The 23389-nt window shown below is 73.8% G+C and carries 21 protein-coding genes; 18 read left to right on the top strand and 3 right to left on the bottom strand.

Going from position 1 to position 23389, the window contains the following annotated elements; genetic code table 11:
- The first annotated feature begins 2 nt into the window (after positions 1 to 2).
- From AB5J54_RS08410 to AB5J54_RS08395, 4 genes are all read left to right on the top strand, one after another.
- A complete protein-coding gene (locus tag AB5J54_RS08410) occupies positions 3 to 1367 on the top strand; it encodes a glutamine synthetase family protein (RefSeq protein WP_352020530.1) in 1365 nt (454 codons plus the stop codon).
- 29 nt (positions 1368 to 1396) lie between these two features.
- Entirely contained in the window at positions 1397 to 2752 is a 1356-nt protein-coding gene (locus AB5J54_RS08405; RefSeq protein ID WP_369143259.1) for an aldehyde dehydrogenase, read from the top strand.
- A gap of 5 nt (positions 2753 to 2757) precedes the next feature.
- Positions 2758 to 3543 (top strand): 3-oxoacyl-ACP reductase, encoded by a 786-nt coding sequence (locus AB5J54_RS08400; RefSeq protein ID WP_369143258.1) that lies wholly within the window; start codon positions 2758 to 2760, stop codon positions 3541 to 3543.
- An 89-nt stretch (positions 3544 to 3632) separates the two neighbouring features.
- Entirely contained in the window at positions 3633 to 4886 is a 1254-nt protein-coding gene (locus tag AB5J54_RS08395; RefSeq protein ID WP_369143257.1) for a haloacid dehalogenase-like hydrolase, read from the top strand.
- Between the two features lie 23 nt (positions 4887 to 4909).
- Here the strand turns inward: AB5J54_RS08395 and AB5J54_RS08390 are convergent, their stop codons facing one another.
- Complete coding sequence (locus AB5J54_RS08390) at positions 4910 to 6112, bottom strand: amino acid deaminase/aldolase (RefSeq protein WP_369143256.1); 1203 nt, start codon at positions 6110 to 6112, stop codon at positions 4910 to 4912.
- A gap of 109 nt (positions 6113 to 6221) precedes the next feature.
- Between AB5J54_RS08390 and AB5J54_RS08385 the strand changes: the two genes are divergently transcribed.
- The 3 genes from AB5J54_RS08385 to AB5J54_RS08375 are packed head-to-tail and all read left to right on the top strand — an operon-like array spanning position 6222 to position 9818.
- Positions 6222 to 7871 carry a hypothetical protein gene (locus tag AB5J54_RS08385; protein WP_369143255.1) on the top strand — a complete coding sequence of 550 codons (1650 nt, stop codon included), beginning with the start codon at positions 6222 to 6224 and terminating at the stop codon, positions 7869 to 7871.
- On the top strand, positions 7868 to 9049 hold the full coding sequence (gene mycP, locus AB5J54_RS08380; RefSeq protein ID WP_369143254.1) for a type VII secretion-associated serine protease mycosin: 1182 nt from the start codon (positions 7868 to 7870) through the stop codon (positions 9047 to 9049). Before AB5J54_RS08385 ends, mycP begins: the two co-directional genes overlap by 4 nt.
- Before the next feature lie 34 nt (positions 9050 to 9083).
- Positions 9084 to 9818 carry an SseB family protein gene (locus AB5J54_RS08375; RefSeq protein ID WP_369143253.1) on the top strand — a complete coding sequence of 245 codons (735 nt, stop codon included), beginning with the start codon at positions 9084 to 9086 and terminating at the stop codon, positions 9816 to 9818.
- Positions 9819 to 9910: 92 nt separating this feature from the next.
- On the opposite strand, the gene AB5J54_RS08370 is transcribed toward AB5J54_RS08375, so the two are convergent.
- Positions 9911 to 10279, bottom strand: coding sequence for a DUF1844 domain-containing protein (locus AB5J54_RS08370; protein ID WP_369143252.1), 369 nt, complete (start codon positions 10277 to 10279; stop codon positions 9911 to 9913).
- A 353-nt stretch (positions 10280 to 10632) separates the two neighbouring features.
- Here AB5J54_RS08370 and infC point away from each other — a divergent pair, with 353 nt between their 5' ends.
- From infC to AB5J54_RS08330, 8 genes are all read left to right on the top strand, one after another.
- The gene (gene infC / locus AB5J54_RS08365; protein ID WP_369149258.1) at positions 10633 to 11295 is read left to right on the top strand and encodes a translation initiation factor IF-3; all 663 of its coding nucleotides are present in this window, start codon (positions 10633 to 10635) and stop codon (positions 11293 to 11295) included.
- Between the two features lie 123 nt (positions 11296 to 11418).
- Positions 11419 to 11613 (top strand): 50S ribosomal protein L35, encoded by a 195-nt coding sequence (gene rpmI, locus AB5J54_RS08360; protein WP_015032399.1) that lies wholly within the window; start codon positions 11419 to 11421, stop codon positions 11611 to 11613.
- Positions 11614 to 11719: 106 nt separating this feature from the next.
- On the top strand, positions 11720 to 12106 hold the full coding sequence (rplT, locus tag AB5J54_RS08355) for a 50S ribosomal protein L20 (protein WP_056566486.1): 387 nt from the start codon (positions 11720 to 11722) through the stop codon (positions 12104 to 12106).
- 133 nt (positions 12107 to 12239) lie between these two features.
- Complete coding sequence (locus AB5J54_RS08350; RefSeq protein ID WP_369143251.1) at positions 12240 to 13079, top strand: TrmH family RNA methyltransferase; 840 nt, start codon at positions 12240 to 12242, stop codon at positions 13077 to 13079.
- 81 nt (positions 13080 to 13160) lie between these two features.
- On the top strand, positions 13161 to 14303 hold the full coding sequence (locus AB5J54_RS08345; RefSeq protein WP_369143250.1) for an ATP-binding protein: 1143 nt from the start codon (positions 13161 to 13163) through the stop codon (positions 14301 to 14303).
- Between the two features lie 156 nt (positions 14304 to 14459).
- On the top strand, positions 14460 to 15587 hold the full coding sequence (gene pheS / locus AB5J54_RS08340) for a phenylalanine--tRNA ligase subunit alpha (protein ID WP_369143249.1): 1128 nt from the start codon (positions 14460 to 14462) through the stop codon (positions 15585 to 15587).
- Positions 15587 to 18118 (top strand): phenylalanine--tRNA ligase subunit beta, encoded by a 2532-nt coding sequence (gene pheT / locus AB5J54_RS08335; protein ID WP_369143248.1) that lies wholly within the window; start codon positions 15587 to 15589, stop codon positions 18116 to 18118. Before pheS ends, pheT begins: the two co-directional genes overlap by 1 nt.
- Positions 18119 to 18275: 157 nt before the next feature.
- Positions 18276 to 19919: a LuxR C-terminal-related transcriptional regulator gene (locus AB5J54_RS08330; protein ID WP_369143247.1), complete on the top strand. Its 1644-nt coding sequence runs from the start codon at positions 18276 to 18278 to the stop codon at positions 19917 to 19919.
- Here AB5J54_RS08330 and AB5J54_RS08325 read toward each other — a convergent pair.
- Positions 19886 to 20323 (bottom strand): isoprenylcysteine carboxylmethyltransferase family protein, encoded by a 438-nt coding sequence (locus AB5J54_RS08325; protein WP_369143246.1) that lies wholly within the window; start codon positions 20321 to 20323, stop codon positions 19886 to 19888. The two genes, AB5J54_RS08330 and AB5J54_RS08325, sit on opposite strands and share 34 nt — an antisense overlap.
- A gap of 120 nt (positions 20324 to 20443) precedes the next feature.
- Between AB5J54_RS08325 and AB5J54_RS08320 the strand changes: the two genes are divergently transcribed.
- The 3 genes from AB5J54_RS08320 to AB5J54_RS08310 all read left to right on the top strand — a co-directional run bounded on the left by AB5J54_RS08320 (position 20444) and on the right by AB5J54_RS08310 (position 23333).
- Positions 20444 to 21580, top strand: a complete 1137-nt coding sequence (locus AB5J54_RS08320; protein WP_369143245.1) for a flavin-containing monooxygenase — start codon at positions 20444 to 20446, stop codon at positions 21578 to 21580.
- Between the two features lie 9 nt (positions 21581 to 21589).
- The gene (locus AB5J54_RS08315) at positions 21590 to 21979 is read left to right on the top strand and encodes a tetratricopeptide repeat protein (protein ID WP_369143244.1); all 390 of its coding nucleotides are present in this window, start codon (positions 21590 to 21592) and stop codon (positions 21977 to 21979) included.
- Positions 21980 to 22265: 286 nt separating this feature from the next.
- A complete protein-coding gene (locus AB5J54_RS08310; protein ID WP_369143243.1) occupies positions 22266 to 23333 on the top strand; it encodes a PP2C family protein-serine/threonine phosphatase in 1068 nt (355 codons plus the stop codon).
- Positions 23334 to 23389 lie beyond the last annotated feature (56 nt).

Genomic DNA, 23389 nt, shown 5'->3' with positions numbered 1-23389 from the left:
CCGTGGCAGACCGCACACCCCCGCTCACCGTCGAGGAGCTCCGCGCCCTCGTCGCGAGCGGCGAGATCGACACCGTCGTCCTGGCCTTCCCCGACATGCAGGGAAGACTCCAGGGCAAGCGGTTCGCCGCACCGTTCTTCCTGGACGAGGTCCTCGGCCACGGCACCGAGGGCTGCAACTACCTCCTCGCCGTCGACACCGAGATGAACACCGTCGACGGCTACGAGATGTCCTCCTGGGACCGCGGCTACGGCGACTTCGCGATGCACCCCGACCTCACCACCCTCCGCCGCCTCCCCTGGAACGACGCCACCGCCATGGTGACGGCCGACCTCGCCTGGGCCGACGGCACCCCGGTCGTCGCCGCGCCCCGCCAGATCCTCCGCCGCCAGCTGGAGCGCCTCGCGGAGCTCGGCCTCACGGCGCACGTGGGCACCGAGCTCGAGTTCATCGTCTTCAAGGACAGCTACGAGCAGGCCTGGGACGCGAACTACCGCGGCCTCACCCCCGCCAACCAGTACAACATCGACTACTCCGTCCTCGGTACCGGACGCATCGAACCGCTCCTGCGCCGCATCCGCAACGAGATGACCGGCGCCGGACTCACGGTCGAGTCCGCCAAGGGCGAGTGCAACCCCGGCCAGCACGAGATCGCCTTCAAGTACGACGAGGCCCTCGTCACCTGCGACCAGCACGCCGTCTACAAGACGGGCGCCAAGGAGATCGCCGCCCAGGAGGGCTGCTCGCTCACCTTCATGGCGAAGTACAACGAGCGCGAGGGCAACTCCTGTCACATCCACCTCTCGCTCCAGGACGCCGAGGGACACAACGTGATGGCCGGGGACGACGCCCACGGCATGTCCGAGACCATGCGGCACTTCCTCGCAGGACAGCTCGCCGCCCTCCGCGACTTCTCCCTCCTGTACGCCCCGAACATCAACTCCTACAAGCGGTTCCAGCCCGGGTCCTTCGCGCCCACCGCCGTCGCCTGGGGCCACGACAACCGCACCTGCTCGCTCCGGGTCGTCGGCCACGGCCGCTCCACCCGCTTCGAGAACCGCCTCCCCGGCGGCGACGTCAACCCCTACCTCGCCGTCGCCGGCCTGGTCGCCGCCGGCCTGTACGGCATCGAGCAGCGCCTCGAACTGCCCCCGCCCTGCACCGGGAACGCGTACACCGCCGAGTACGCGCACGTCCCCACCACCCTGCGCGAGGCCGCCGAACTCTGGGAGACCAGCGAGATCGCCAAGGCCGCCTTCGGCGCCGAGGTCGTCGCGCACTACCGCAACATGGCCCGCGTCGAACTCGACGCCTTCGACGCGGCGGTGACCGACTGGGAGCTGCGCCGCTCCTTCGAACGCCTCTAGAAACGCACCTGTGAAGTGAGAGGAACGAGTTGCTCCAGGTACTGAACCCGGCGACCGAAGAGCTGGTCGCCACCGTCCCGGCCGCCACCCCCGCCGACGTCGACGCCGCCGTCGCCCGCGCCACCGCCGCCCAGCGCGGCTGGGCCGCCGCCGCGCCCGCCGACCGGGCCCGGCTGCTCCGCCGCTTCGCCGCCGTCGTCGACGACCACATCGAGGAACTGGCCCGCCTGGAGGTCACCGAGGCCGGCCACACCATCGGCAACGCCCGCTGGGAGGCCGGCAACGTCCGCGACCTGCTCGACTTCGCCGCCGGGGGAGTGGAACGGCTCAACGGCCGCCAGATCCCGGTGGCCGGCGGCCTCGACATCACGATCCTCGAACCGCTCGGGGTCGTCGGCGTCATCGCCCCCTGGAACTTCCCCATGCCGATCGCCGCCTGGGCCACCGCGCCCGCCCTCGCCGCCGGCAACGCCGTCCTCCTCAAGCCGGCCGAGACCACCCCCCTCACCGCGCTCCGCCTCGCCGAACTCGCCCTGGAGGCGGGCCTCCCCGAAGGCCTCTTCCAGGTCCTCCCCGGCACCGGCCCCGTCGCCGGGAACGCCCTCGTCGAACACCCCGGCATCGCCAAGATCGTCTTCACCGGCTCCACCAGGGTCGGCAAGTCGATCATGGCGAAATGCGCCGACCAGGTGAAGCGGGTCACCCTCGAACTCGGCGGCAAGAGCCCCAACATCGTCTTCGCCGACGCGGACCTGGAGGCGGCCGCCGCCGCAGCGCCGATGGCCTTCCTCGACAACAGCGGCCAGGACTGCTGCGCCCGCACCCGCATCCTCGTCCAGCGGAGCGCGTACGACCGCTTCCTGGAGCTCCTCACCCCCGCCGTCGAGGAGATCGTCGTCGGCGACCCGACCGACGAGCGCACCCAGATGGGCCCGCTCATCTCCCGCGCCCAGCTCGACCGCATCCGCTCCTACGTGAACGACGATCTCGAAGGCATCCGGGGCAAGGCGCCCGAGGGCCCCGGCTTCTGGTTCCCGCCGACCGTCCTCACCGGCCTCGCCGAGACCGCCCCCTGCGCCGTCGAGGAGATCTTCGGACCCGTCGCCGTCGTCCTCCCCTTCGAGGACGAGGCCGACGCGATCCGCCTCGCCAACGCCACCGAGTACGGCCTGTCCGGCTCGATCTGGACCCGCGACGTCGGCCGCGCCCTGCGCGCCTCCCGCGCCGTCCGGGCCGGCAACCTCTCCGTCAACTCCCACTCCAGCGTCCGCTACTGGACCCCGTTCGGCGGCTACCAGCAGTCCGGCCTCGGCCGCGAACTCGGCCCCGACGCCCTGACCGCCTTCACCGAAACCAAGAACGTCTTCCTCAGCACGGAGGCCTGAACCGCATGACCACCCAAGAGATCGTCTGCCGCCGCCTCGTCGGCCGCACCGCCGTCATCACCGGAGCCGGCAGCGGCATCGGCCTCGCCACCGCCCGCCGCCTCGCCTCCGAGGGCGCCAACGTCGTCTGCGCCGACATCGACGAGACCGCCGGCAAGGCCGCCGCCGAGGCGGTCGGCGGCACCTTCGTGAAGGTCGACGTCACGGACCCGGAGGAGGTCGAGGCCCTGTTCAAGACCGCCTTCGACACGTACGGCTCCGTCGACATCGCCTTCAACAACGCGGGCATCTCGCCCCCCGACGACGACTCCATCCTGGAGACCGGCCTGGAGGCCTGGAAGCGCGTCCAGGACGTCAACCTCACGTCCGTCTACCTCTGCTGCAAGGCCGCCCTGCCCTACATGCGCCGCCAGGGCAGGGGCTCCATCATCAACACCGCCTCCTTCGTCGCCCTCATGGGCGCGGCCACCAGCCAGATCTCGTACACCGCGTCCAAGGGCGGCGTCCTCGCCATGTCCCGCGAGCTCGGCGTGCAGTTCGCCCGCGAGGGCATCCGCGTCAACGCCCTCTGCCCCGGGCCGGTCAACACCCCGCTGCTCCAGGAGCTGTTCGCCAAGGACCCCGAGCGGGCCGCGCGCCGCCTCGTCCACATCCCCGTCGGCCGCTTCGCCGAGGCCGAGGAGATCGCCGCCGCCGTCGCCTTCCTCGCGAGCGACGACTCCTCCTTCGTCAACGCCAGCGACTTCCTCGTCGACGGCGGAATCTCCGGGGCGTACGTGACCCCCCTCTAGACCCTCGCCGCCGCCACCCCTCCCCCCCCACCCGACAGCCGGGCGTCGCAAGGCGCCCGGCTGTCGCGCGTACCGACAGGAGAACGTCCATGAAGCTACGCACCTCCGCCGCGGCGGCCGCCCTCGCCCTCGCCGCCACCGGCCTTCTCCCCGCGTCGAACGCCGAGGCCGGGCCCGTCCCGTGCCCCACCCTGAAGGTCTCCGACGGCTGGTACGGCGACAACAAGGCCCGCATCGACGCCCTGCTGGCCGAGCACTGTGACGACAAGGGCGGCCGGAAGCCGGTCGCGGTCTTCGACTGGGACAACACCGTCATCAAGAACGACGTCGGCGACGCCACCTTCTACTGGCTGCTCCGCAACGACCGCGTCCGGCCCCCGAAGGACGGCGACTGGTCCACCACCAGCCGCCACCTCACCCCCGAGGCCGCGACCGCCCTCGGCCGGGCCTGTCCCACCGGCGTCCGCACCCTCCCCACCGCCACCGACACCCGCTGCGCCGACGAACTCCTCGCCGTGTACGGGAACGGCGCCACGACCGCGGGCAGCACGGCCTTCACGGGCTACGACCACCGACGCATGGAGCCCCAGTACGCCTGGCTCGCCCAGCTCCTGCACGGCTGGACCACCCGCGAGGCGGCCTCCTTCGCGTCCGCCGCCCGCGCCGAGAACCTCGCCGCCCCGCAGGGCGCCACCCAGCAGGTCGGCAGCTCCCGCGTCACCGGCTGGGTCCGGTACTACGACCAGCAGCGGGATCTGATCCGCGCCCTCCAGGACGGCGGCTTCGACGTCTGGATCGTCTCCGCCTCGCCCGAACCCGTCGTCGACGTCTGGGCCGAGGGCGTCGGCATCGACCCCTCCCACGCCGTCGGCATCCGCAACACGACCTCCCACGGGCGCCTCACCACCCACCTCAAGGGCTGCGGCGGCGTCCGGGACGGAGAGGACGCGATGATCACCTACATCGACGGCAAACGCTGCTGGATCAACCAGGAGGTCTTCGGCGTCCGGGGCCCCGCCGCCGAGCGCGTCCAGCCCGCCGACCGCCGCCAGGTCTTCGCCGCCGGCGACTCCGACACCGACATCTCGTTCCTGAGGGACGCCACCGGGCTGCGCCTGGTCCTCAACCGCAACAAGAACGAACTCATGTGCCGGGCGTACGAGAACGGCGACGGGCGCTGGCTGGTGAACCCCATGTTCATCGAGCCGAAGAAGCGGAAGACGGCGCCGTACCCGTGCGCCACCACCGGCTACACGGCGAGCGACGGCACGGCGCAGCCGGTCCGGCGCACGGACGGCAGCATCGTCCCGGACCAGCTCGACACGGTGTTCCAGGTGCCTTAGGCGTTCCAGGTGCCGTAGGTGTCTCAGAGGAAGGTGCGTCCCTCACCCCGGTACGTGGGCACGGTCGCCGTGACGCGATCCCCCTCGACCAGGTGCAGGCTCTCGAACCGCTCGCACAGCTCCCCGGCCTTCGCGTGCCGGAACCAGACCTTGTCGCCGATCCGCAGATCGTCGGCGGGGGAGCCGAGCAGCGGGGTCTGCACCTCGCCGGGACCCTCCTGGGGGTCGTACCGGAGCCCCTCCGGCAGGTACGGGACGGGCAGCCGGTCCGGGCCGGCGGCACCGGAGGCCGGGTACCCGCCGCCGAGGACCGTCACCACGCCCACGCCGGGGCGGCGGACGACCGGCTGTGCGAAGAGGGCGGCGGGGCGGCCGGTGAAGGACGTGTAGTTGTCGAAGAGGCGCGGCACGAAGAGGCCCGAACCGGCGGCGATCTCCGTGACCGCGTCCTCGGCGGCCGTGTGCTGCACGCTCCCGGTACCGCCGCCGTTCACGAACTCCAGGTCCGGTGCGAGCGCCCGGACGGCCCGCACCGCGGCGGCGCGCCGCTCGGCGAGCTCCTTGCGGGCGGCCGACTGCATGAGCCGGATCGCCCGCGAGCGCAGCGGCCGACCGGCGACCGCGTCCCCGACCCCGGCGACATGCCCCTCGTACGCCATGATCCCGACGAGCCGGAAACCGGGCCGCCGCACGACGGAGCGCGCCAGCTCGGCCAGGTCGGCCGGGGTCCGCAACGGGGACCGCCGGGCTCCCACCCGTATCCGCCCACCCCACAGCTGCAGCGCGGTGTCCAGCTCCAGACAGACCCGCACCTCCTCGGTCCCGCCCGCGCGGGCGGTGTCGATCAGATCGAGCTGCGCCACGTCGTCGACCATCACGGTGACGGCGGCGGCGAGCTTCGGATCCCGCGCGAGCTCGCCGAAGCCGGCGCGGTCCGCCGACGGATACGCGAGCAGCACGTCCTCGAACCCGGCCCGAGCCAGCCACAGCGACTCGTCGAGCGTGAACGACATGATCCCGGCGAAGCCGTCCCGCGCGAGGACCCGTTCGAGCAGTGCCCGGCACCGCACGGACTTGCTCGCCACCCGGACCGGCTTGCCCCCGGCCCGGCGCACGAGGTCCGCCGCGTTGGCGTCGAAGGCCTCCAGGTCGACGATCGCCACGGGCGCGTCGAGATGGGCGGTGGCCCGGTCGTATCGGGCCCGGTCGGCGGCACGGGGAGTCATGGCCCGAGCTTGCCAGACCGGTTTACGGGTGGGTAGCCCCTGGGTTCCCGTGCGCGGGGGAACAGCCCGTAGAGTGACGGGCATTGTCGACACGAGCGGGGGGACGGGGATGACGGGCGAGCACGGCCCCACGACCTCCCGCATCACGGACGCGCTGCTCCCGCCGCGGGACACCACGGACGCCCCGGACCTCCCGAGGACGGACGCCTCGGACCTCCCGCCGGTGGAGACGACGACCCGCCTGCGCCCGATCACCGCGACGACCCCGCCGCCGGCCCCGGCACGGCCGACGACCCCGGCACCGGCCCCGGCGCAGCCGTCGGCCACCCGCCCTGCCCCGGCTGCGCCGACGACCGCGTCCGCCCCGATGGCCGCACGGCCTGCCTCTGCCGCGCCCGCGCTGCCCGCGCCCGCGACCGCACGGCCTGCCTCTGCCGCGCCCCCCGCGCCGGTCGTCCGAGCCGCGCCCGCGCCGCCCGCGCCGACGGCCTTGCCGTCCGAGCCGCCCCGGCCCGCGGCCGCCCCGACCGGGCGCATGGGCGGCCCCGCCCGGCCCGCGGTCGCCGCTGTCGCGCGCGCCCGCCCGCCCCCCCGGCCCACGACCGCCCCCGCCGGGGCGGCGGGCGCTCCGGCCGCCCCCGTAGAGACCTTCGACAGCCCCACCCGGCCCACGGCTGCCTCCGCCTGGTCGGCCGCCGCCCCTGAGGAGCCCTCCGGCGGCCCCGCCGGACCCACCGGCCCGACGGACGTCGGCGCCCGGCCCGCGGCCGCCCCCGCGCAGCCAACGGGCGTGCCCACCCCGTCGGCTGCGCCCCCGCCCCGCCCGTGGGCGGACCCATCCGGCCCACAGGCGCCCCCACGCCCGCCCCCGCCGGGTTTCGCCCGGCCCTCGGGTGCGACCGCGCCGGCGCACGTCCTTCCCCCGTACCGCCCCTCCCACCGGCCCGGTGCCCTGCCGCCCGAGGTGCCCGTCGAGATCACCACGCGGCTGCGGCCCGTGCGCGAGCGGCGGACCGGGCGGAACATCGCCGTCGCCGTCTGCGCCGTGCTCGGGTTCGGGCTCGTCGGTGGCGCCCTCGCCGGGGTGTGGCTGGCCGCCGCCGAGCCCGGGAAGCCCGCCGAACCCGTCGGCTACGCGGAGGCGAAGGAGCTGTGGCACAACGCCCCCGTCGACGCCCTCTTCCCCCGCACCCTCGCGGGCCCCGACGCAGGACCCGGCGGCGCCGACCGCACCTGGACCCGGATCGTCGTCGCCCCGGACGCCCCCTGCACCCCCGCCGTCCTCGCCCAGGGCCTCCTCGCCACCGTCCGGCCCCTCGGCTGCGAGCGCGTCCTGCGCGCCACGTACACCGACGCCACCGCCAGCAGCGTCATCACCGTCGGTCTGGTGTTCACGCGAAACGACGCCGCCACCCAGCAGACCCTCGGTCAGGGCCTCACCGCCCGGCTCGGGGCGGACGTCCCCCCGGCCCTCGCGGGCCCCGGCACCGTCGCCGCCCGCTTCGGCGCCCCGCAGCGCGCCGCCTGGTGGCTGAACGCCCCCGCCGACCTCCCCGTCGTCGTCACCGCCGTCTCCGGCTTCGCCGACGGCAGGAAGATCGACGGCGGTCCCGTGCCCGCCGACCGGGCCATGACCGCGAACCGTACCGACGCCACCGCCCAGGCCGGCCTCGGCCACGAGGCCAAGGGCATCACCGAACGCCTCGAACGACTGCTGCGTACGGCCGCCACCTCGGCCGCCAAGGAGAACGCCCGGTGATCCGATCCCGCCACCGCCGGGCCCGCGGCGGCGCGGTCGCCCTGCTCGCCGCCGCCTTCTCCGTCCTGCCCGCCACCACCGCCCCCGCGCACGCCGACACCATCCGGGCCCGCCAGTGGGGCCTCGAAGCCCTGCACACCACGGAGGCCTGGCGCACCACCAAGGGCAGGGGCGTGACCGTCGCCGTCCTCGACACCGGAGTCGACGCCGAGCACCCGGACCTCGCCGGTTCCGTCCTCACCGGCCGCGACCTCGTCGGCTTCGGCGCCGCGAAGGGCGACCGCGCCTGGGCGAGGCACGGCACCGCCATGGCCGGCATCATCGCCGGACACGGCCACGGCCCCGGCGGCGGGGACGGCGTGCTCGGTGTCGCTCCCGACGTCCGGATCCTTCCCGTACGGGTCATCCTGGAGTCCACGGACAAGGCCCGCGACAAGGCCCGCAAGACCCGGGGCTCCGCCCTCGCCGAAGGCATCCGCTGGGCCGCCGACCACGGCGCCGACGTCATCAACCTCTCCCTCGGCGACGACTCCAAGTCCGCCCACCCCGACGCGGGCGAGGACGCCGCCGTCCAGTACGCCCTCGCCAAGGGCGTCTCCGTGGTCGCCTCCGCCGGCAACGGCGGCGAGAAGGGCGACCACATCTCGTACCCCGCGGCCTACCCGGGCGTCATCGCCGTCGCCGCCGTCGACCGCTACGGCACCCACGCCTCCTTCTCCACCCGCCGCTGGTACGCCACCGTCAGCGCCCCGGGCGACGACATCGTCATCGCCGACCCCGACCGCCGCTACTACGAGGGCTGGGGCACCAGCGCCGCCGCCGCGTTCGTCTCCGGCGCCGTCGCCCTCGTCCGCTCCGCGCACCCCGACCTCACCCCCGCCCAGGTCAAGCGGCTCCTCATCGACACCGCCCGCAACCGGCCGAAGGGCGGGCGCAGCGACGCCAAGGGGTACGGGACGGTCGACCCGGCCGCCGCGATCGCGGCCGGGGGCCGGATCAAGGGCGGCGACCCCAAGAACACCGCCACCGGCTACCGGGGCCGCTACTTCGGGCCCGGCCCCGTCCCCGCCGCCGAGGAGAGCCGCCCGCTCGGCCTGCTCGCCCCCGTCGCCGGCGGCCTCGGCGCCCTCCTGCTCCTCACCGCCGTGATACTCCGCCGCGCCCACCGGGCCTCCTAGCCGGGTGCCGGGACCCGGCGGTTAGGCTCGGTGCGTGGAGCTCAAGAACATTCCGGACCCCGGTTTCTCCGACGACGACGGCACCGCCGACCCGCGGCTCGCGGCGGCCCTCGCGGCCTGGGCGGAGGACCGGACCGCACACGGCCCCGTCCTCGAAGCCCTGAAGGAGGCCCGGCTGCTCGTCCCCGTGGTCGCCGTCCTCGGCGAGGTCGAGATCGACCCCGAGACGGGCCTGAAGCAGGAGAAGACGAGCGACATGGCGGTCCCCACCCTCACGGCCGGCGACCGGCGCGCCCTGCCGGCCTTCACCTCGATCGCCTCGCTCGCCCTCTGGGACCCGGAGGCCCGCCCCGTGGCCGTCCCCACCCGGCAGGCGCTCGCCGCGCTCGTCCACGAGAAGGCCGACACCCTGGTCCTGGACCTGGCGGGACCCGTGCCGTACCAGGTGACCGGCTCCGCCCTGCTCGCTCTCGCCGAGGGCCGCTCCAGCACCGACCCGCTCGACGACCCGGCCGTCCGGGAAGCAGTGCGCGCCGTGGTCGCCGCCGAGCCCGCCGTGCTCCGCGCCCACCTGGGGCCCGGCACCGCCGACGGCACCGTCGCCCTGGTCCTCGCCGAGGACGCCGCCCCGGCGGAGGCCGCCCAGCGCGTGGCCCGCGCCCTGGCCGCCGACGAAACACTGAGGGCCCGCCTGGTGCGGGGCCTCGACCTGGCACTCCTGCCGGCCTCGGCCACGCCTCCGGGCGAGCCCTTCTACGTGAAGCGGTAGCACTCCTGGCCGTACACCGGCCCCGTGACTGCCGTCTCCCGGGGGTACGGGGGCGACCCCCGTACCCCCGTACCCCGGGAGACGATCGGCTCCTAGCCGTACACCGGTCCGGTGTACTTCTCGCCCGGTCCCTGGCCCGGCTCGTCCGGGATCAGGGACGCCTCGCGGAAGGCGAGCTGGAGGGACTTCAGGCCGTCCCGCAGCGGAGCGGCGTGGAAGGAGGAGACCTCCGTCGCGCCGGCGTCCAGGAGACCCGCGAGCGCGTGGATCAGCTTGCGCGCCTCGTCGAGGTCCTTGTGCTTCTCGCCCTCCTCGGTGAGCCCGAGCTTCACCGCGGCGGCGCTCATCAGGTTGACGGCGACCGTCACGATCACCTCGACCGCCGGGACCTCCGCGATGTCGCGGGTCATGCTCTCGAAGTCGGGGGTTTCCGTGGACTCGTTCTGGGGCGTCTCGCTCATGCCCACACGATAAGCGGACGTACGGTTCGCGCTGACCGCCGGGTCCTGCTAACCTTGTGTAACGACCGGCTGGACATCTCTGTGTCCGGCCCACAAGTGGAGGCTCCGTACTCCCACCTGACCACCCTCACGGGTGGCGGGTCACCGGTCAGGTGGCGCCCATCGTTCCGTACGGACGATGGAGCCGCCCGATGTGCGCCCCGCGGTTCACCGTGGTGGTGCTCCGGTTTTCCGTGGAGCCCCGCCTGTGTACTGTACCGGGGCGTTTTTCATGCGCCGGCTCGGTTGGTCTCAGAAACAGACGTTGCGCGTCCGTCCGCCAGGCGGTCGCGTGGTGCTACCGAGGAGGATCCATCAGCGCCGAGCCCCGCATCAACGACAGGATTCGCGTTCCCGAGGTGCGACTTGTCGGACCCAGCGGCGAGCAGGTCGGGATTGTTCCGCTTGCCAAGGCCCTGGAGCTCGCACAGGAGTACGACCTCGACCTGGTCGAGGTCGCGGCGAACGCCCGTCCGCCCGTGTGCAAGCTCATGGACTACGGGAAGTTCAAGTACGAGTCGGCCATGAAGGCCCGTGAGGCGCGCAAGAACCAGGCGCACACGGTCATCAAGGAGATGAAGCTCCGGCCGAAGATCGACCCGCACGACTACGACACCAAGAAGGGTCACGTCGTCCGGTTCCTCAAGCAGGGTGACAAGGTCAAGATCACGATCATGTTCCGTGGTCGTGAGCAGTCCCGCCCCGAGCTTGGATTCCGACTGCTGCAGCGGCTGGCGTCGGACGTCGAGGAGCTTGGCTTCATCGAGTCCAACCCGAAGCAGGACGGCCGGAACATGATCATGGTTCTCGGTCCGCACAAGAAGAAGACCGAGGCCATGGCCGAGGCGCGTGAGGCCCAGGCCGCACGCAAGGCCGAGCGTCAGGGTGTCTCCGTCGAGGAGACGTCCGAGGCTCCGGTCGAGGCCCCGGTCGCCGAGGCTCCGGCCGACGCTCCGGCCGAGACCCCCGAGGCGTGACCCGAGGGGCTGCCACCCAGGCAGCCCTGGGCCCCGCCCGGAACCACCAAACGAAGAATTGACGCTCCCGGATGTCCGGTGCCCGCACCGGGGGGAGCGCCACTGACGAGGAGATACGGCGCGATGCCGAAGAACAAGACGCACTCCGGTGCCAAGAAGCGCTTCAAGGTCACCGGCTCCGGCAAGATCCTGCGCGAGCGCGCCGGCAAGCGCCACCTGCTCGAGCACAAGTCGTCCAAGCTGACGCGTCGCCTCACCGGCAACGCCGAGATGGCCCCGGGCGACGCGGCCAAGATCAAGAAGATGCTGGGCATCTGATCTGATCACCCGCCCTCGGCGACGGGGGCTTCCGGCCAAGTCCGGGACCCATTCGTTTTTCGGGTCGTGTGAGTCCAACCACGACCCCGCTACAAGGAGTTAACAAGTGGCACGCGTCAAGCGGGCAGTCAACGCCCACAAGAAGCGCCGGGCGATCCTCGAGGCGGCCTCCGGCTACCGCGGTCAGCGTTCGCGCCTGTACCGCAAGGCCAAGGAGCAGGTCACCCACTCGCTGGTCTACAACTACAACGACCGCAAGAAGCGCAAGGGCGACTTCCGTCAGCTGTGGATCCAGCGCATCAACGCCGCTGCCCGCCAGAACGGCATGACGTACAACCGCCTCATCCAGGGTCTGAAGGCCGCCAACATCGAGGTGGACCGCAAGATCCTCGCCGAGCTGGCCGTCAACGACATCAACGCGTTCGCCGCGCTGGTCGAGGTCGCGCAGAAGGCCCTCCCGGCCGACGTCAACGCCCCGAAGGTCGCCGCCTGATCTTCCAGGCCCGCAGTACTTCTGCCCGGACCCGCAGCGCGCTCGCGCCTGCGGGTCCGGGTGCGTCGGCCCCGAGAACCCGTAGTCCCGGCCCGCAGCGCCACCGGCACCGAAGAGAGAACCGCCGCACCTCATGGTCACCCCCGAGCTGATCTCCCCGCGTTCCCCGCGCGTCGTCGCCGCCCGGCGGCTCGCCAAGCGCAACTTCCGGGGCAAGGACCGCCTCTTCATCGCCGAGGGCCCCCAGGCCGTCCGCGAGGCCGTCGAGCACCGCGGCAGCACCGGAGAGCCCACCCTCGTCGAGCTCTTCACCACCGTGGAGGCCGCCGAGCGCTACGCCGCCATCGTCGACGCCGCCCGCGCGGCCGGCGCCCGCGTCCACTTCGCCTCCGACGCCGTCCTCGCCGAGGTCTCCCAGACCGTCACCCCGCAGGGCCTCGTCGGCGTCTGCCGCTTCCTCGACTCGCCGTTCGAGGAGATCATCGCCGCCAAGCCCAAGCTGGTCGCCGTCCTCGCGCACGTCCGCGACCCCGGGAACGCCGGCACCGTACTGCGCTGCGCCGACGCGGCCGGCGCCGACGCCGTCGTCCTCACCGACGCCTCCGTCGACCTCTACAACCCCAAGTCCGTCCGCGCCTCCGTCGGCTCCCTCTTCCACCTGCCGGTGGCCGTCGGCGTCCCCGTCGAGCAGGCCGTCGCCGGACTCAAGGGCGCGGGCGTACGGATCCTCGCCGCCGACGGGGCCGGCCAGGACGACCTCGACGACGAGCTCGACGCCGGCACCATGGGCGGGCCCACCGCCTGGATCTTCGGCAACGAGGCCTGGGGGCTGCCCGAGGAGACCCGGGCGCTCGCCGACGCCGTCGTCCGCGTCCCGATCCACGGCAAGGCCGAGAGCCTCAACCTCGCCACCGCCGCCGCGGTCTGCCTGTACGCCTCCGCTCGCGCCCAGCGTCCGCGAACCTCCGCCTGAAGGGTCCATTCCGCCCTCCCCGCCCAGTAGAGTGACGGACTCGGGGGCCCACTGCGCTACACGAAGGGGTGGGGAACGGGGATGACGGTCGGCACGGACAGTCCCGCACAGGCACGGAGCGCCGCGCCGCACGCCCCGAAGACGCCCGAGCCCGCGCCGCCCGCGGGGTTCGCGGGGCTCGATCCCGACGACCTGCCCGACGGTCTCGTCATCGCCGACGAGACCGGCCGCGTCGTCTGCTTCAACGCCGCCGCCGGCCGCATCACCGCCGTCCGCGCCGACCGGGCCCTCGGCCTCCCGCTGGACCAGGCGCTGCCCCTGGAGGACCTCAAGGGACGCCGCTGGTGGGCCCTGACCGATCCGTACGGCGGACTCTCCACCCGCCGCGGCCAGCCCGAGCGCAACCTGCTGCTCCCCGGCGGCCGCGAGGTCCTCGTCTCCGCCCGGTACGTCCGCGAGCACCCCACCGGACCCGTCCGCCGGGTCGTGGTCTCCCTGCGCGGCACCGAGGCGCGCCGCCGCACCGAACGCAGCCACGCCGAGCTCATCGCCACCGTCGCGCACGAGCTGCGCTCCCCGCTCACCTCCGTGAAGGGCTTCACCGCCACCCTCCTCGACAAGTGGGAGCGGTTCAACGACGAGCAGAAGCGGCTCATGCTGGAGACGGTCGACGCCGACGCGGGCCGCATCAAGCGGCTCATCGCCGAACTCCTCGACATCTCCCGGATCGACTCCGGCCGCCTCGAAGTGCGCCGCCAGCCCGTCGACATCGCCGCCGCCGTCGGCCGGCACATCCAGGTGCACACCACCGGCGGCCAGTCCCCGGACCGCTTCTTCGTACGGATCAGGCCACAGCTGCCCGCGCTCTGGGCCGACCCCGACAAGATCGACCAGATCCTCGGGAACCTCCTCGAAAATGCCGTGCGCCACGGCGACGGAACCGTCACCATCGAGGTGGCACCCACCACGCTGGGCGACGACGGGGAAGAGGGGACGGAGGTCACCGTGAGCGATGAGGGACCCGGCATCCCGGAAGCGTCGATGAGCCGCGTCTTCACCCGCTTCTGGCGCGGCAGCAAACGCGGCGGCACCGGTCTCGGCCTCTATATCGTCAAGGGCGTCGTCGAGGCCCACGGCGGCACCATCACCGTCGGACGTGGCCCCCGTGGCGGGGCAGAGTTCCGATTTATCCTGCCCGTCGGCACCCCGGCCCACCTCCTCTGACGTCTCACCAGCCGAGACCGTACGAGATCAGTGGCCGCCCGGCCTGCCCACGGGCTCATTCGCGTCCCCGCGCCCCGTTAGACTCGTCCTTTGGCACGTTTGCGCCCTTGACGTCGAGCGGGGCCGCCCAGCCAGCCAACGGAAGCACGGGAAGAGATGTCCGCACCCAATAAGTCGTACGACCCGGTTGAGGTCGAGGCACTGAAACCGGAAGAGATCGAGCGCATGCGGGACGAGGCGCTCGCCGCCTTCGCCGCCGCGGGCGACCTCGACGCGCTCGCGCACGCGAAGACGGCGCACACCGGTGGCACCTCGCCGCTGGCGCTCGCCAACCGGGAGATCGGTGCCCTGCCGCCGCAGGCCAAGGCCGCCGCCGGAAAGCTCGTGGGCCAGGCCCGCGGCGTCGTCTCGAAGGCGCTCGCCGCCCGGCAGACCGAGCTGGAGGCCGAGCGCGACGCGCGCGTCCTCGTCGAGGAGGCCGTCGACGTCACCCTGCCGTACGACCGCGTCCCGGCCGGTGCCCGGCACCCGCTGACCACGCTCATGGAGCGCGTCGCCGACGTGTTCGTCTCCATGGGCTACGAGGTCGCCGAGGGCCCCGAGGTCGAGGCGGAGTGGTTCAACTTCGACGCCCTCAACTTCGTCCCGGACCACCCGGCCCGGCAGATGCAGGACACCTTCTTCGTCCAGGGTCCCGAGGGGACGTCCGGCGACGAGTCCGGCGTCGTGCTCCGTACGCACACCTCGCCGGTCCAGGCCCGCACGCTCATCGACCGGGAGCCCCCGGTCTACGTCGTGTGCCCCGGCCGCGTCTACCGCACCGACGAGCTCGACGCCACGCACACCCCGGTCTTCCACCAGATCGAGCTGCTCGCCGTCGACGAGGGCCTCACCATGGCCGACCTCAAGGGCACCCTCGACCACATGGTCCAGGCGCTCTTCGGCCCGGACATGAAGACCCGGCTGCGGCCGAACTTCTTCCCCTTCACCGAGCCGTCCGCAGAGATGGACATGCTCTGCTACGTCTGCCGCGGCGAGTCCGTCGGCAACCCGGACCGGCCCTGCCGCACCTGCGGCAGCGAGGGCTGGATCGAGCTCGGCGGCTGCGGCATGGTCAACCCGAAGGTGCTCGTCGCCTGCGGTGTCGACCCCGAGAAGTACAGCGGATTCGCCTTCGGGTTCGGCATCGAGCGGATGCTGATGTTCCGCCACAACGTCGAAGACATGCGAGACATGGTCGAGGGTGACGTCCGGTTCACCCGGCCGTTCGGGATGGAGATCTGATGCGGGTCCCGCTTTCTTGGCTGCGGGAGTACGTCGACCTGCCGGCGACGGAGACCGGACGTGACGTCCAGGCCAAGCTCATTTCGGCAGGCCTCGAGGTCGAGACCGTCGAGCCGCTCGGCGCCGGCCTGACCGGCCCGCTGGTGGTCGGCAGGGTCCTCACCATCGAGGAGCTGACGGAGTTCAAGAAGCCCATCCGCTTCTGCACCGTCGACGTCGGGCAGGCCAACGGCACCGGCGAGCCCCAGGAGATCATCTGCGGCGCCCGGAACTTCGCCGAGGGCGACAAGGTCGTCGTGGCCCTGCCCGGCGCCGTGCTCCCCGGGGACTTCCGGATCGCCGAGCGCAAGACGTACGGCCGGGTCTCCCGGGGCATGATCTGCTCCGGCGACGAGCTCGGCATGGGCGACGACGGCACGCACGGCATCATCGTGCTGCCGCCGGAGCACGAGGTCGGCACCGACGCCACGGTCCTCCTGGAGCTCTTCGACGAGGTCCTCGACATCGCCGTCACCCCGGACCGCGGCTACTGCCTCTCGATCCGCGGCGTCGCCCGCGAGACGGCCACCGCCTACGGCCTGCCGCTGCGCGACCCGGCGCTCCTCGACGTGCCCGCGCCCAACTCGTACGGCTACCCGGTCCAGATCGCCGACCCGATCGGCTGCGACCGCTTCACGGCCCGTACGGTCGTCGGCCTCGACCCCGAGGCCCGCAGCCCGATCTGGCTGCAGCGCCGCCTGCAGAAGGTCGGCATGCGCCCGATCTCGCTCGCCGTCGACATCACCAACTACGTGATGATCGAGCTCGGCCAGCCGCTGCACGCCTACGACCGCAGCCGGATCGACGGCCCCATCGGGGTCCGCCGCGCCGCCGCCGGCGAGAAGTTCACCACCCTCGACGGCACCGCGCGCGTCCTCGACTCCGGGGACCTGGTCATCACCGACAACCGCGGGCCGATCGGCCTCGCCGGTGTCATGGGCGGTGCCAACACCGAGATCGCCGACCCGGTCACCGACCCGGAGACCGGCATCGTCACCGGCACCACCGAGGTCGTCATCGAGGCCGCGCACTTCGACGCGATCTCGATCGCCCGCACGGCCCGCCGCCACAAGCTGGCCTCCGAGGCGTCCAAGCGCTTCGAGCGCGGTGTCGACCCGCAGGCCGCCGCCGCGGCGGCGCAGCGCACGGTCGACCTGCTCGTGCTCCTCGCAGGCGGCACGGCCGAGGCCGGCGTCACCGAGATCGCCGCCCCGTCCGCGCCGCACAGCATCACCATGCCGGCGAACCACCCGGACAAGGTCGCGGGCGTCGACTACGGCCGCGAGATCGTCGTCCGCCGCCTCCAGGAGGTCGGCTGCGACGTCTACGGCCAGGACGAGCTCGTCGTCACCGTCCCGTCGTGGCGTCCCGACCTCTACGTGCCGAACGACCTGGCCGAAGAGGTCATCCGTCTGGAGGGCTACGAGAACCTGCCCTCCACGCTGCCGAAGCCCCCGGCCGGCCGCGGGCTCACCGAGCGCCAGCGCACCCACCGCCGGGTGGGCCGCGCCCTCGCCGGCGCCGGCTACGTCGAGGCGCTGAACTACCCGTTCATCGGCGAGCAGGCCCTGGACCACCTCGGTCTCGACGCCGACGACGCCCGTCGCCGCCTCGTGAAGCTGGTCAACCCGCTCTCCGACGAGGAGCCCGCGCTCCGTACGACGCTGCTCCCGGGCCTGCTCGGCGCGCTCCGCCGCAACGACAGCCGCGGCAGCCACGACCTGGCGCTCTTCGAGACCGGTCTGGTCTTCCGTCCCACCGAGGGCCAGCCGGGCGTCGCCGTCCGGCTGCCCGTCGACCGCCGTCCGTCCGACGAGCAGATCGCCTCGGTCAACGCCGCGCTGCCCGAGCAGCCGCGCCGCGCCGCCGTCGTCCTCGCCGGTGCGCGCGAGCAGGCCGGCTGGTGGGGCAAGGGCCGTCCGTCCGACTGGGCGGACGCGATCGAGGCCGGCCGGGCCGTGGCCGCCGAGGCGGGTGTCGAGCTGATCATCAGCGCCGACCAGCACGCGCCCTGGCACCCGGGCCGCTGCGCCGCGTTCCACGTCGAGGTGGACGGCGAGAAGGTCCTCGTCGGCCACGCCGGCGAGCTCCACCCGCGCGTGGTGAAGGCGTTCGGCCTCCCGGCCCGCGCCTGCGCGATGGAGATCGACCTGGACCTCCTGGAGAAGGCGAACGAGGGTCCCGTGAAGGCCCCCCGGATCTCCTCCTTCCCGGTCGCCACCCAGGACGTCGCCCTGGTCGTCGCCTCCGGCGTCCCGGCCGCCGACGTCGAGGCCGCCCTCGTCGAGGGCGCGGGTGAGCTCCTGGAGTCCATCCGGCTGTTCGACGTCTACACCGGCGACCAGCTCGGCGAGGGCAGCAAGTCCCTGGCGTACGCGCTGAAGTTCCGCGCCGAGGACCGCACCCTGACCGTCGACGAGGCCAGCGCGGCCCGCGACGCCGCGGTGGCCCTGGCCACCGAGCGCACGGGAGCCGTCCTGCGCGGCGCCTGATCACGCGCACCCCAGGAGGGGGCCGGCCCGGAGGTCACCGGGCCGGCCCCCTCTGTGCGTCGGTCCGTGCCGGCTCCGGCGTTCACCCCGGCCGGGCCTCCCGCGGTCCCGCCTGACAAGACCGCGGCCGTGAGGTGCAATGGTCGTGGGAGGCGTCATGGACGTGGCTGCGGAACTCGAACGCGCCCGGGACGCCTTCGCCCGCCAGGCGTGGTCGGAGGCCCACACCGGATTCGCGGACGCCGACGACGCCCAGCCGCTGGGGCCCGACGACCTCGTGCGGCTCGCCACCGCCGCCTATCTGGTCGGACGCGACGCGGAGTGCGCCGCGGCGACCGAGCGGGCGCACCAGGCGTATCTGGGCGTCGGCCGGACGGCGGCGGCGGTGCGGTGCGCCTTCTGGCTGGCCGTGCCCCTGCTCCTGCGCGGTGAGACGGCCCGCGGCGGCGGCTGGCTCGCCCGGGCGCGACGGCTCCTCGACGACGCCGGGATCGATTGCGTGGAGCGGGGCTATCTGCTGTTCCCGGAAGGGATGCGGCTCGTCCACAAGGACCCCGCGACGGCGCGTGCCACCTTCGGCGAGGCCGCCGCGACAGGGGAGCGCTTCGAGGACCCGGACCTGGTGGCCCTGGCCCGGCACGGCCAGGGCCGGGCCCTGATCGCCGGCGGCGACCCCTCGGCCGGGGTGGCGCTGCTCGACGAGACCATGGTCGCGGTCGCGTCCGGCGAGCTGTCGCCCCTGGTGACCGGGATGATCTACTGCAGCACGATCGAGGCCTGCCAGGAGATCTTCGACCTGCGTCGCGCGCAGGAGTGGACGGCGGCGCTGGCCGACTGGTGCGCGGCCCAGCCGGACCTCGTGCCCTACCGCGGGCAGTGCCTGGTCCACCGCTCCCAGGTCCTCCAGACCCGAGGGGCGTGGCCGGACGCGATGGAGGAGGCACGGCGGGCCTGCGAACGGCTCTCCGAGCCGCCGAACCGGCCGGCGCTCGGCATGGCCCGCTACCAGCAGGCCGAGCTGCACCGGGTGCGCGGCGCGTTCGCCCGCGCGGAGGAGGGCTACCGGCGGGCCGGCGAGTGCGGTCACCGGACACAGCCCGGGCTCGCGCAGTTGTGGATGGCACAGGGCCGGGTCGACGAGGCCGTCGCGGCGATCCGGGGCGCGGCGGACGAGAGGCGGGACCGGCTGGGCCGGGCGAGGCTCCTGGCCGCGTACGTGGAGATCGTGCTGGCCGCCGACGACGTGCCCGGGGCACGGGCCGCCTCGGAGGAGCTGTCGCGGATCGCCGAGGACATCGGCGCCCCGCTGCTGCGCGCCGTCTCCGCCCATGCGCGCGGGGCGGTGCTCCTGGCCGAGGACGACGCCGCGGCCGCGCTCGACGTCCTGCTGGACGCCTGTCGGACCTGGGGCGAGCTGGAGGCGCCGTACGACCGCGCGCGTTCCATCGTGCTGCTCGCCCTCGCCCGGCGGCGGTTGGGAGACGTGGGCACGGCCCGGCTTGAGCTGGACGTGGCGCGCCAGGTGTTCCTGCGGCTCGGCGCGGCCCCGGACCTGGCCCGGCTGGACGCCCTCACCGACGAGCGGCCCCGGTCTGGGGCCGGGCTCAGCCCCCGGGAGCTGGAGGTCCTGCGTCTCGTCGCCACCGGCCGCACCAACCACGCGATCGCCGAGGAGCTGGTCCTCAGCGAGAAGACCGTGGCCCGCCATCTGAGCAACATCTTCGCCAAACTCGACCTGGGCTCCCGGGCCGCGGCCACGGCCTACGCCTACGAGCACGACCTGGTGAGCCGGGGCAGGTAGCGGGGCACGGCGGCCCGGTAGCGCCGGTACTCCGCGCCGAAGGCGTCGTCGAGCGCGCGCTCCTCGCGCAGCACCTCCCCGTGCATCCACGCGGCGACCGGCGGGTACGACACGAGCATCCAGCCCCAGCCGCCGGCCACCGCCGCGCCGAGGTGCAGCAGCGCCCAGCCGACGTACATGGGGTTCCGCGCGGCGGCGTACGGCCCCGTCACCACGAGCAGGTCCGGATCGGCGAGGGCGGTGGTACGGGCGGCGCGCACCGCACGGGCGATCCGCCAGGCGCCCGCGGCGAACAGCGGCAGGCCCACGAGACGGTGGGCGGACTGCGGTCCCGGCAGCGGCCAGGGGCGGGTGCGCTGGAGCACCGCGCCGGCGGCGAGGCCGAGCAGATGGGCCTCGGGCACCGGCACATTGGACAGAAATACCCATCGCCGGCGGGCCGCGGGATTGGGGTGTTCTCCCGAAGAGGTCACGGCTCCCACGTTCCTAGTGTCGATGACACGAAACGAACGAGGAGGCCGACGATGAACCCCACCGACAGGACGGAACGCATCGAGACGGTCGTCATCGGAGCCGGGCAGGCGGGCCTCGCCACCGGATACCACCTCGCCCGGTACGGGCGGCCGTTCGTGGTCCTCGACGGGAACGCCCGGGTCGGCGACAACTGGCGGTGCCACTGGGACTCCCTGCGGCTCTTCAGCCCGGCGCGGGTCGCCTCGCTGCCCGGGATGCGTTTTCCCGCGCCGCCGATGTCCTTCCCCACCAAGGACGAGATGGCCGACTTCCTGGAGACGTACGCGGAGACCTTCCACCTGCCCGTACGCGCCGGTGAGCGGGTCACCCGGGTGGGCAGGGCGGACGGCGGCTACGCCGTGGCGACGCGTACGACCACCTATCTGTGCGACCACGTGGTCGTCGCCTCGGGCACGTTCGGCCGGACTCCGTACGTCCCCGGCTTCGCCGGCGGGCTCGACCCGCGCATCACTCAGCTGCACTCCAGCGCCTACAAGAACCCGGCACAGCTGCGGCCCGGCGGCGTGCTGGTGGTCGGCGCCTCGCACTCCGGCGGGGACATCGCGTACGAGGCGGGCTCGGCCGGCCGTCCGACCGTGCTCAGCGGCACGATCCACGGCGAGATCCCGTTCGACATCGAGGGCCGGCCGGCGCACGCGGTCTTCCCGGTGCTGTGGTTCCTGGCGCAGCACGTGCTGACCCTGCGCACGCCCATCGGCCGCCGGATGCGCCCCGACGTCCGCGCCCACGGCGGGCCGCTGATCCGCGTGAAGCGGGCGGACCTCACCCGCGTCGGCGTCGAGATGGCGCCGGAGCGGACCACCGGCGTGAGCGACGGTCTCCCGGTCCTCGACGGCGGACGCGTCCTCGACGTCGCGAACGTCGTCTGGTGCACCGGCTTCCGGCAGGACTTCTCCTGGATCGACCTCCCGGTCACCGGCGAGGACGGCTGGCCGCTGGAACGGCGCGGCGTGGTGGCCTCGTCGCCGGGGCTGTACTTCGTCGGCCTGGCCTTCCAGTACGCCTTCGCGTCGATGCTCGTCGGCGGCGCGGGCCGGGACGCGGAGCACGTGGTGGACCACCTCGTGAAGCACCTCGCCGGAGACACCGCCGGCCGCGGCCGGGCCCGGGCGAAGGTTCCCGCCTAGGGCGGCCTCGTGGACACGACCACACGGCGGAGGGTGCGCGGGCACCTGGCCCGCGCCCGGCGACGCGAGGCCGAGGGCCGCTACGCGGAGGCCGAGGGCGAGCTGCGCGCGGCCTTCCGGCTGGCCCGCACCGCGGCCGGCTCCTTCCCCGCGGAGACGGCCGAGGCGGCCGAGGCGGCGTCGGCCCTGGGCATCCTGCTCGAAGCACTGGGCCGGCCCACCGAGGCGGAGGAGCTCCTGCTCCTGGCGGTGCGTCTCCACGAGCGGGCCCACGGCCCCGACGACCCCCGCCTCGCCCCGTCGCTGAACGCACTGGGCGCCGTCCGGCAGCGGCGCGGCGACCTCGCCGGAGCGGAACGGCTCTACGCGCGGGTCGTGGACCTCGCGACCCGTGCGTAGGGCCGTGCCGTACGGCGGTCCGCCCCGGCCGGCGGCCCGAGGTGCCTGCGCACCGCCCCGGTCGGCGGCCCGACGCGCCTGCGCACCCGTACGGGATTCCCGTGTCTGTGCGGGTGGCGCGACCGTGGCGCGGTCCGGCGCGGTCCTGGCGCTCACTCCTTCGGGTGAGATCCCCGGAGGGTGTTCCATGGCGGACCACGCGGTCGGCAGAATCGACGCGGCCGCAGGGGCGGACCTGTGTGCCGCAGGGCCTTCGGGCGCTGTCGGGGCTCGGGAAGGGCCGTGCATGATCCGTACCAGGTCGTTGCTCGCCGAGGGCTCCCGGCTCCGCCGGCCGGCCCCGCTCGTTCTTCCCGTCGGCTGGGGCGCCGTGGCCGTGGCGTGGAAGTTCGGCTGTCCGCTGGCCCGGCAGCCGGGGCTCCCCATGCGGATCGCCACCAGCGTCGTCTTCCTCACCGTCGGCATCGGGCTGGTCCTCGGCATCCGCCACGGGCTCGTACGGGAACTGGCCCGGGCCCGGGCCGTCGCGGCCGCCACCCAGCGCGTCCTGCTGCGCCCGCCCCCGTCCCGCCTCGACGGCCTCGCGCTCGCCGCCGGGCAGCTGTCCGCCTCCCGGGGCGCGTCCGTCGGCGGGGACCTGTACGAGGCGGTGGCCACCCCCTACGGGGTACGGATCGTCATCGGGGACGTCCGGGGCCATGGGCTCGCCGCGCTCGGCGCGGTCGTCGCGGTGCTCGGCAGCTTCCGCGAGGCGGCCCACGACGAGCCCGAACTCGCCGGTGTGCTGCGGCGCCTGGAGCGGGCACTGGAGCGCCATCTGCGGGAGCGGGCGCGGGACGAGCACCCGGCGCGGGCCGGGGCGGAGCCCGAGCACCCGGCGGCGGAGGAGTTCGTCACCCTGCTGCTCGTGGAGGTCCGTCCCGACGGGCGGCTCGCCGTCCTCAACTGCGGCCACCCCGGCCCGTACCGCCTCGGACCGCGGGCCGAGCGGCTCCCGGTCGGGGACCCGCTGCCCCCGCTCGGGGTGCTGCCGCTGCCCGCCGCGATCGCCCCGTACACCGCGGCCCGGCTGCTGCCCGGCGAGACGCTGGTCCTGCACACCGACGGCGCGGAGGAGGCCCGTGACCACCGGGGCCGGTTCTTCGCGCTGGACGCCGCGCTGGCCGGGGTGCCCGGCGAGGCGCCCGCCGCCCTGGTCCACCGGGTCCAGTCCGCGCTGCTGCATCACACGGGCGGCCGGATCGCCGACGACATCGCGCTCCTCGTCGTACGCAACGACCGTGTCCGGGTGCCGGCGCAGCCCGCCGAACCCGGGCTGCGCCGCCCCCGGCCCGCCCCCTCCTCCCACTGTTGAGCGGAGGGGGCCGGGGCCGGCGCCGCCCGCCCCGCCACGGAGTGTCGGGCAGATCA

Origin of the sequence: Streptomyces sp. R44 (assembly GCF_041053105.1) — a bacterium.
Taxonomy (GTDB): Bacteria; Actinomycetota; Actinomycetes; order Streptomycetales; family Streptomycetaceae; genus Streptomyces.
Note: the sequence above shows the minus strand (reverse complement) of the source record. Positions and strands in the feature narration are given on the sequence as shown.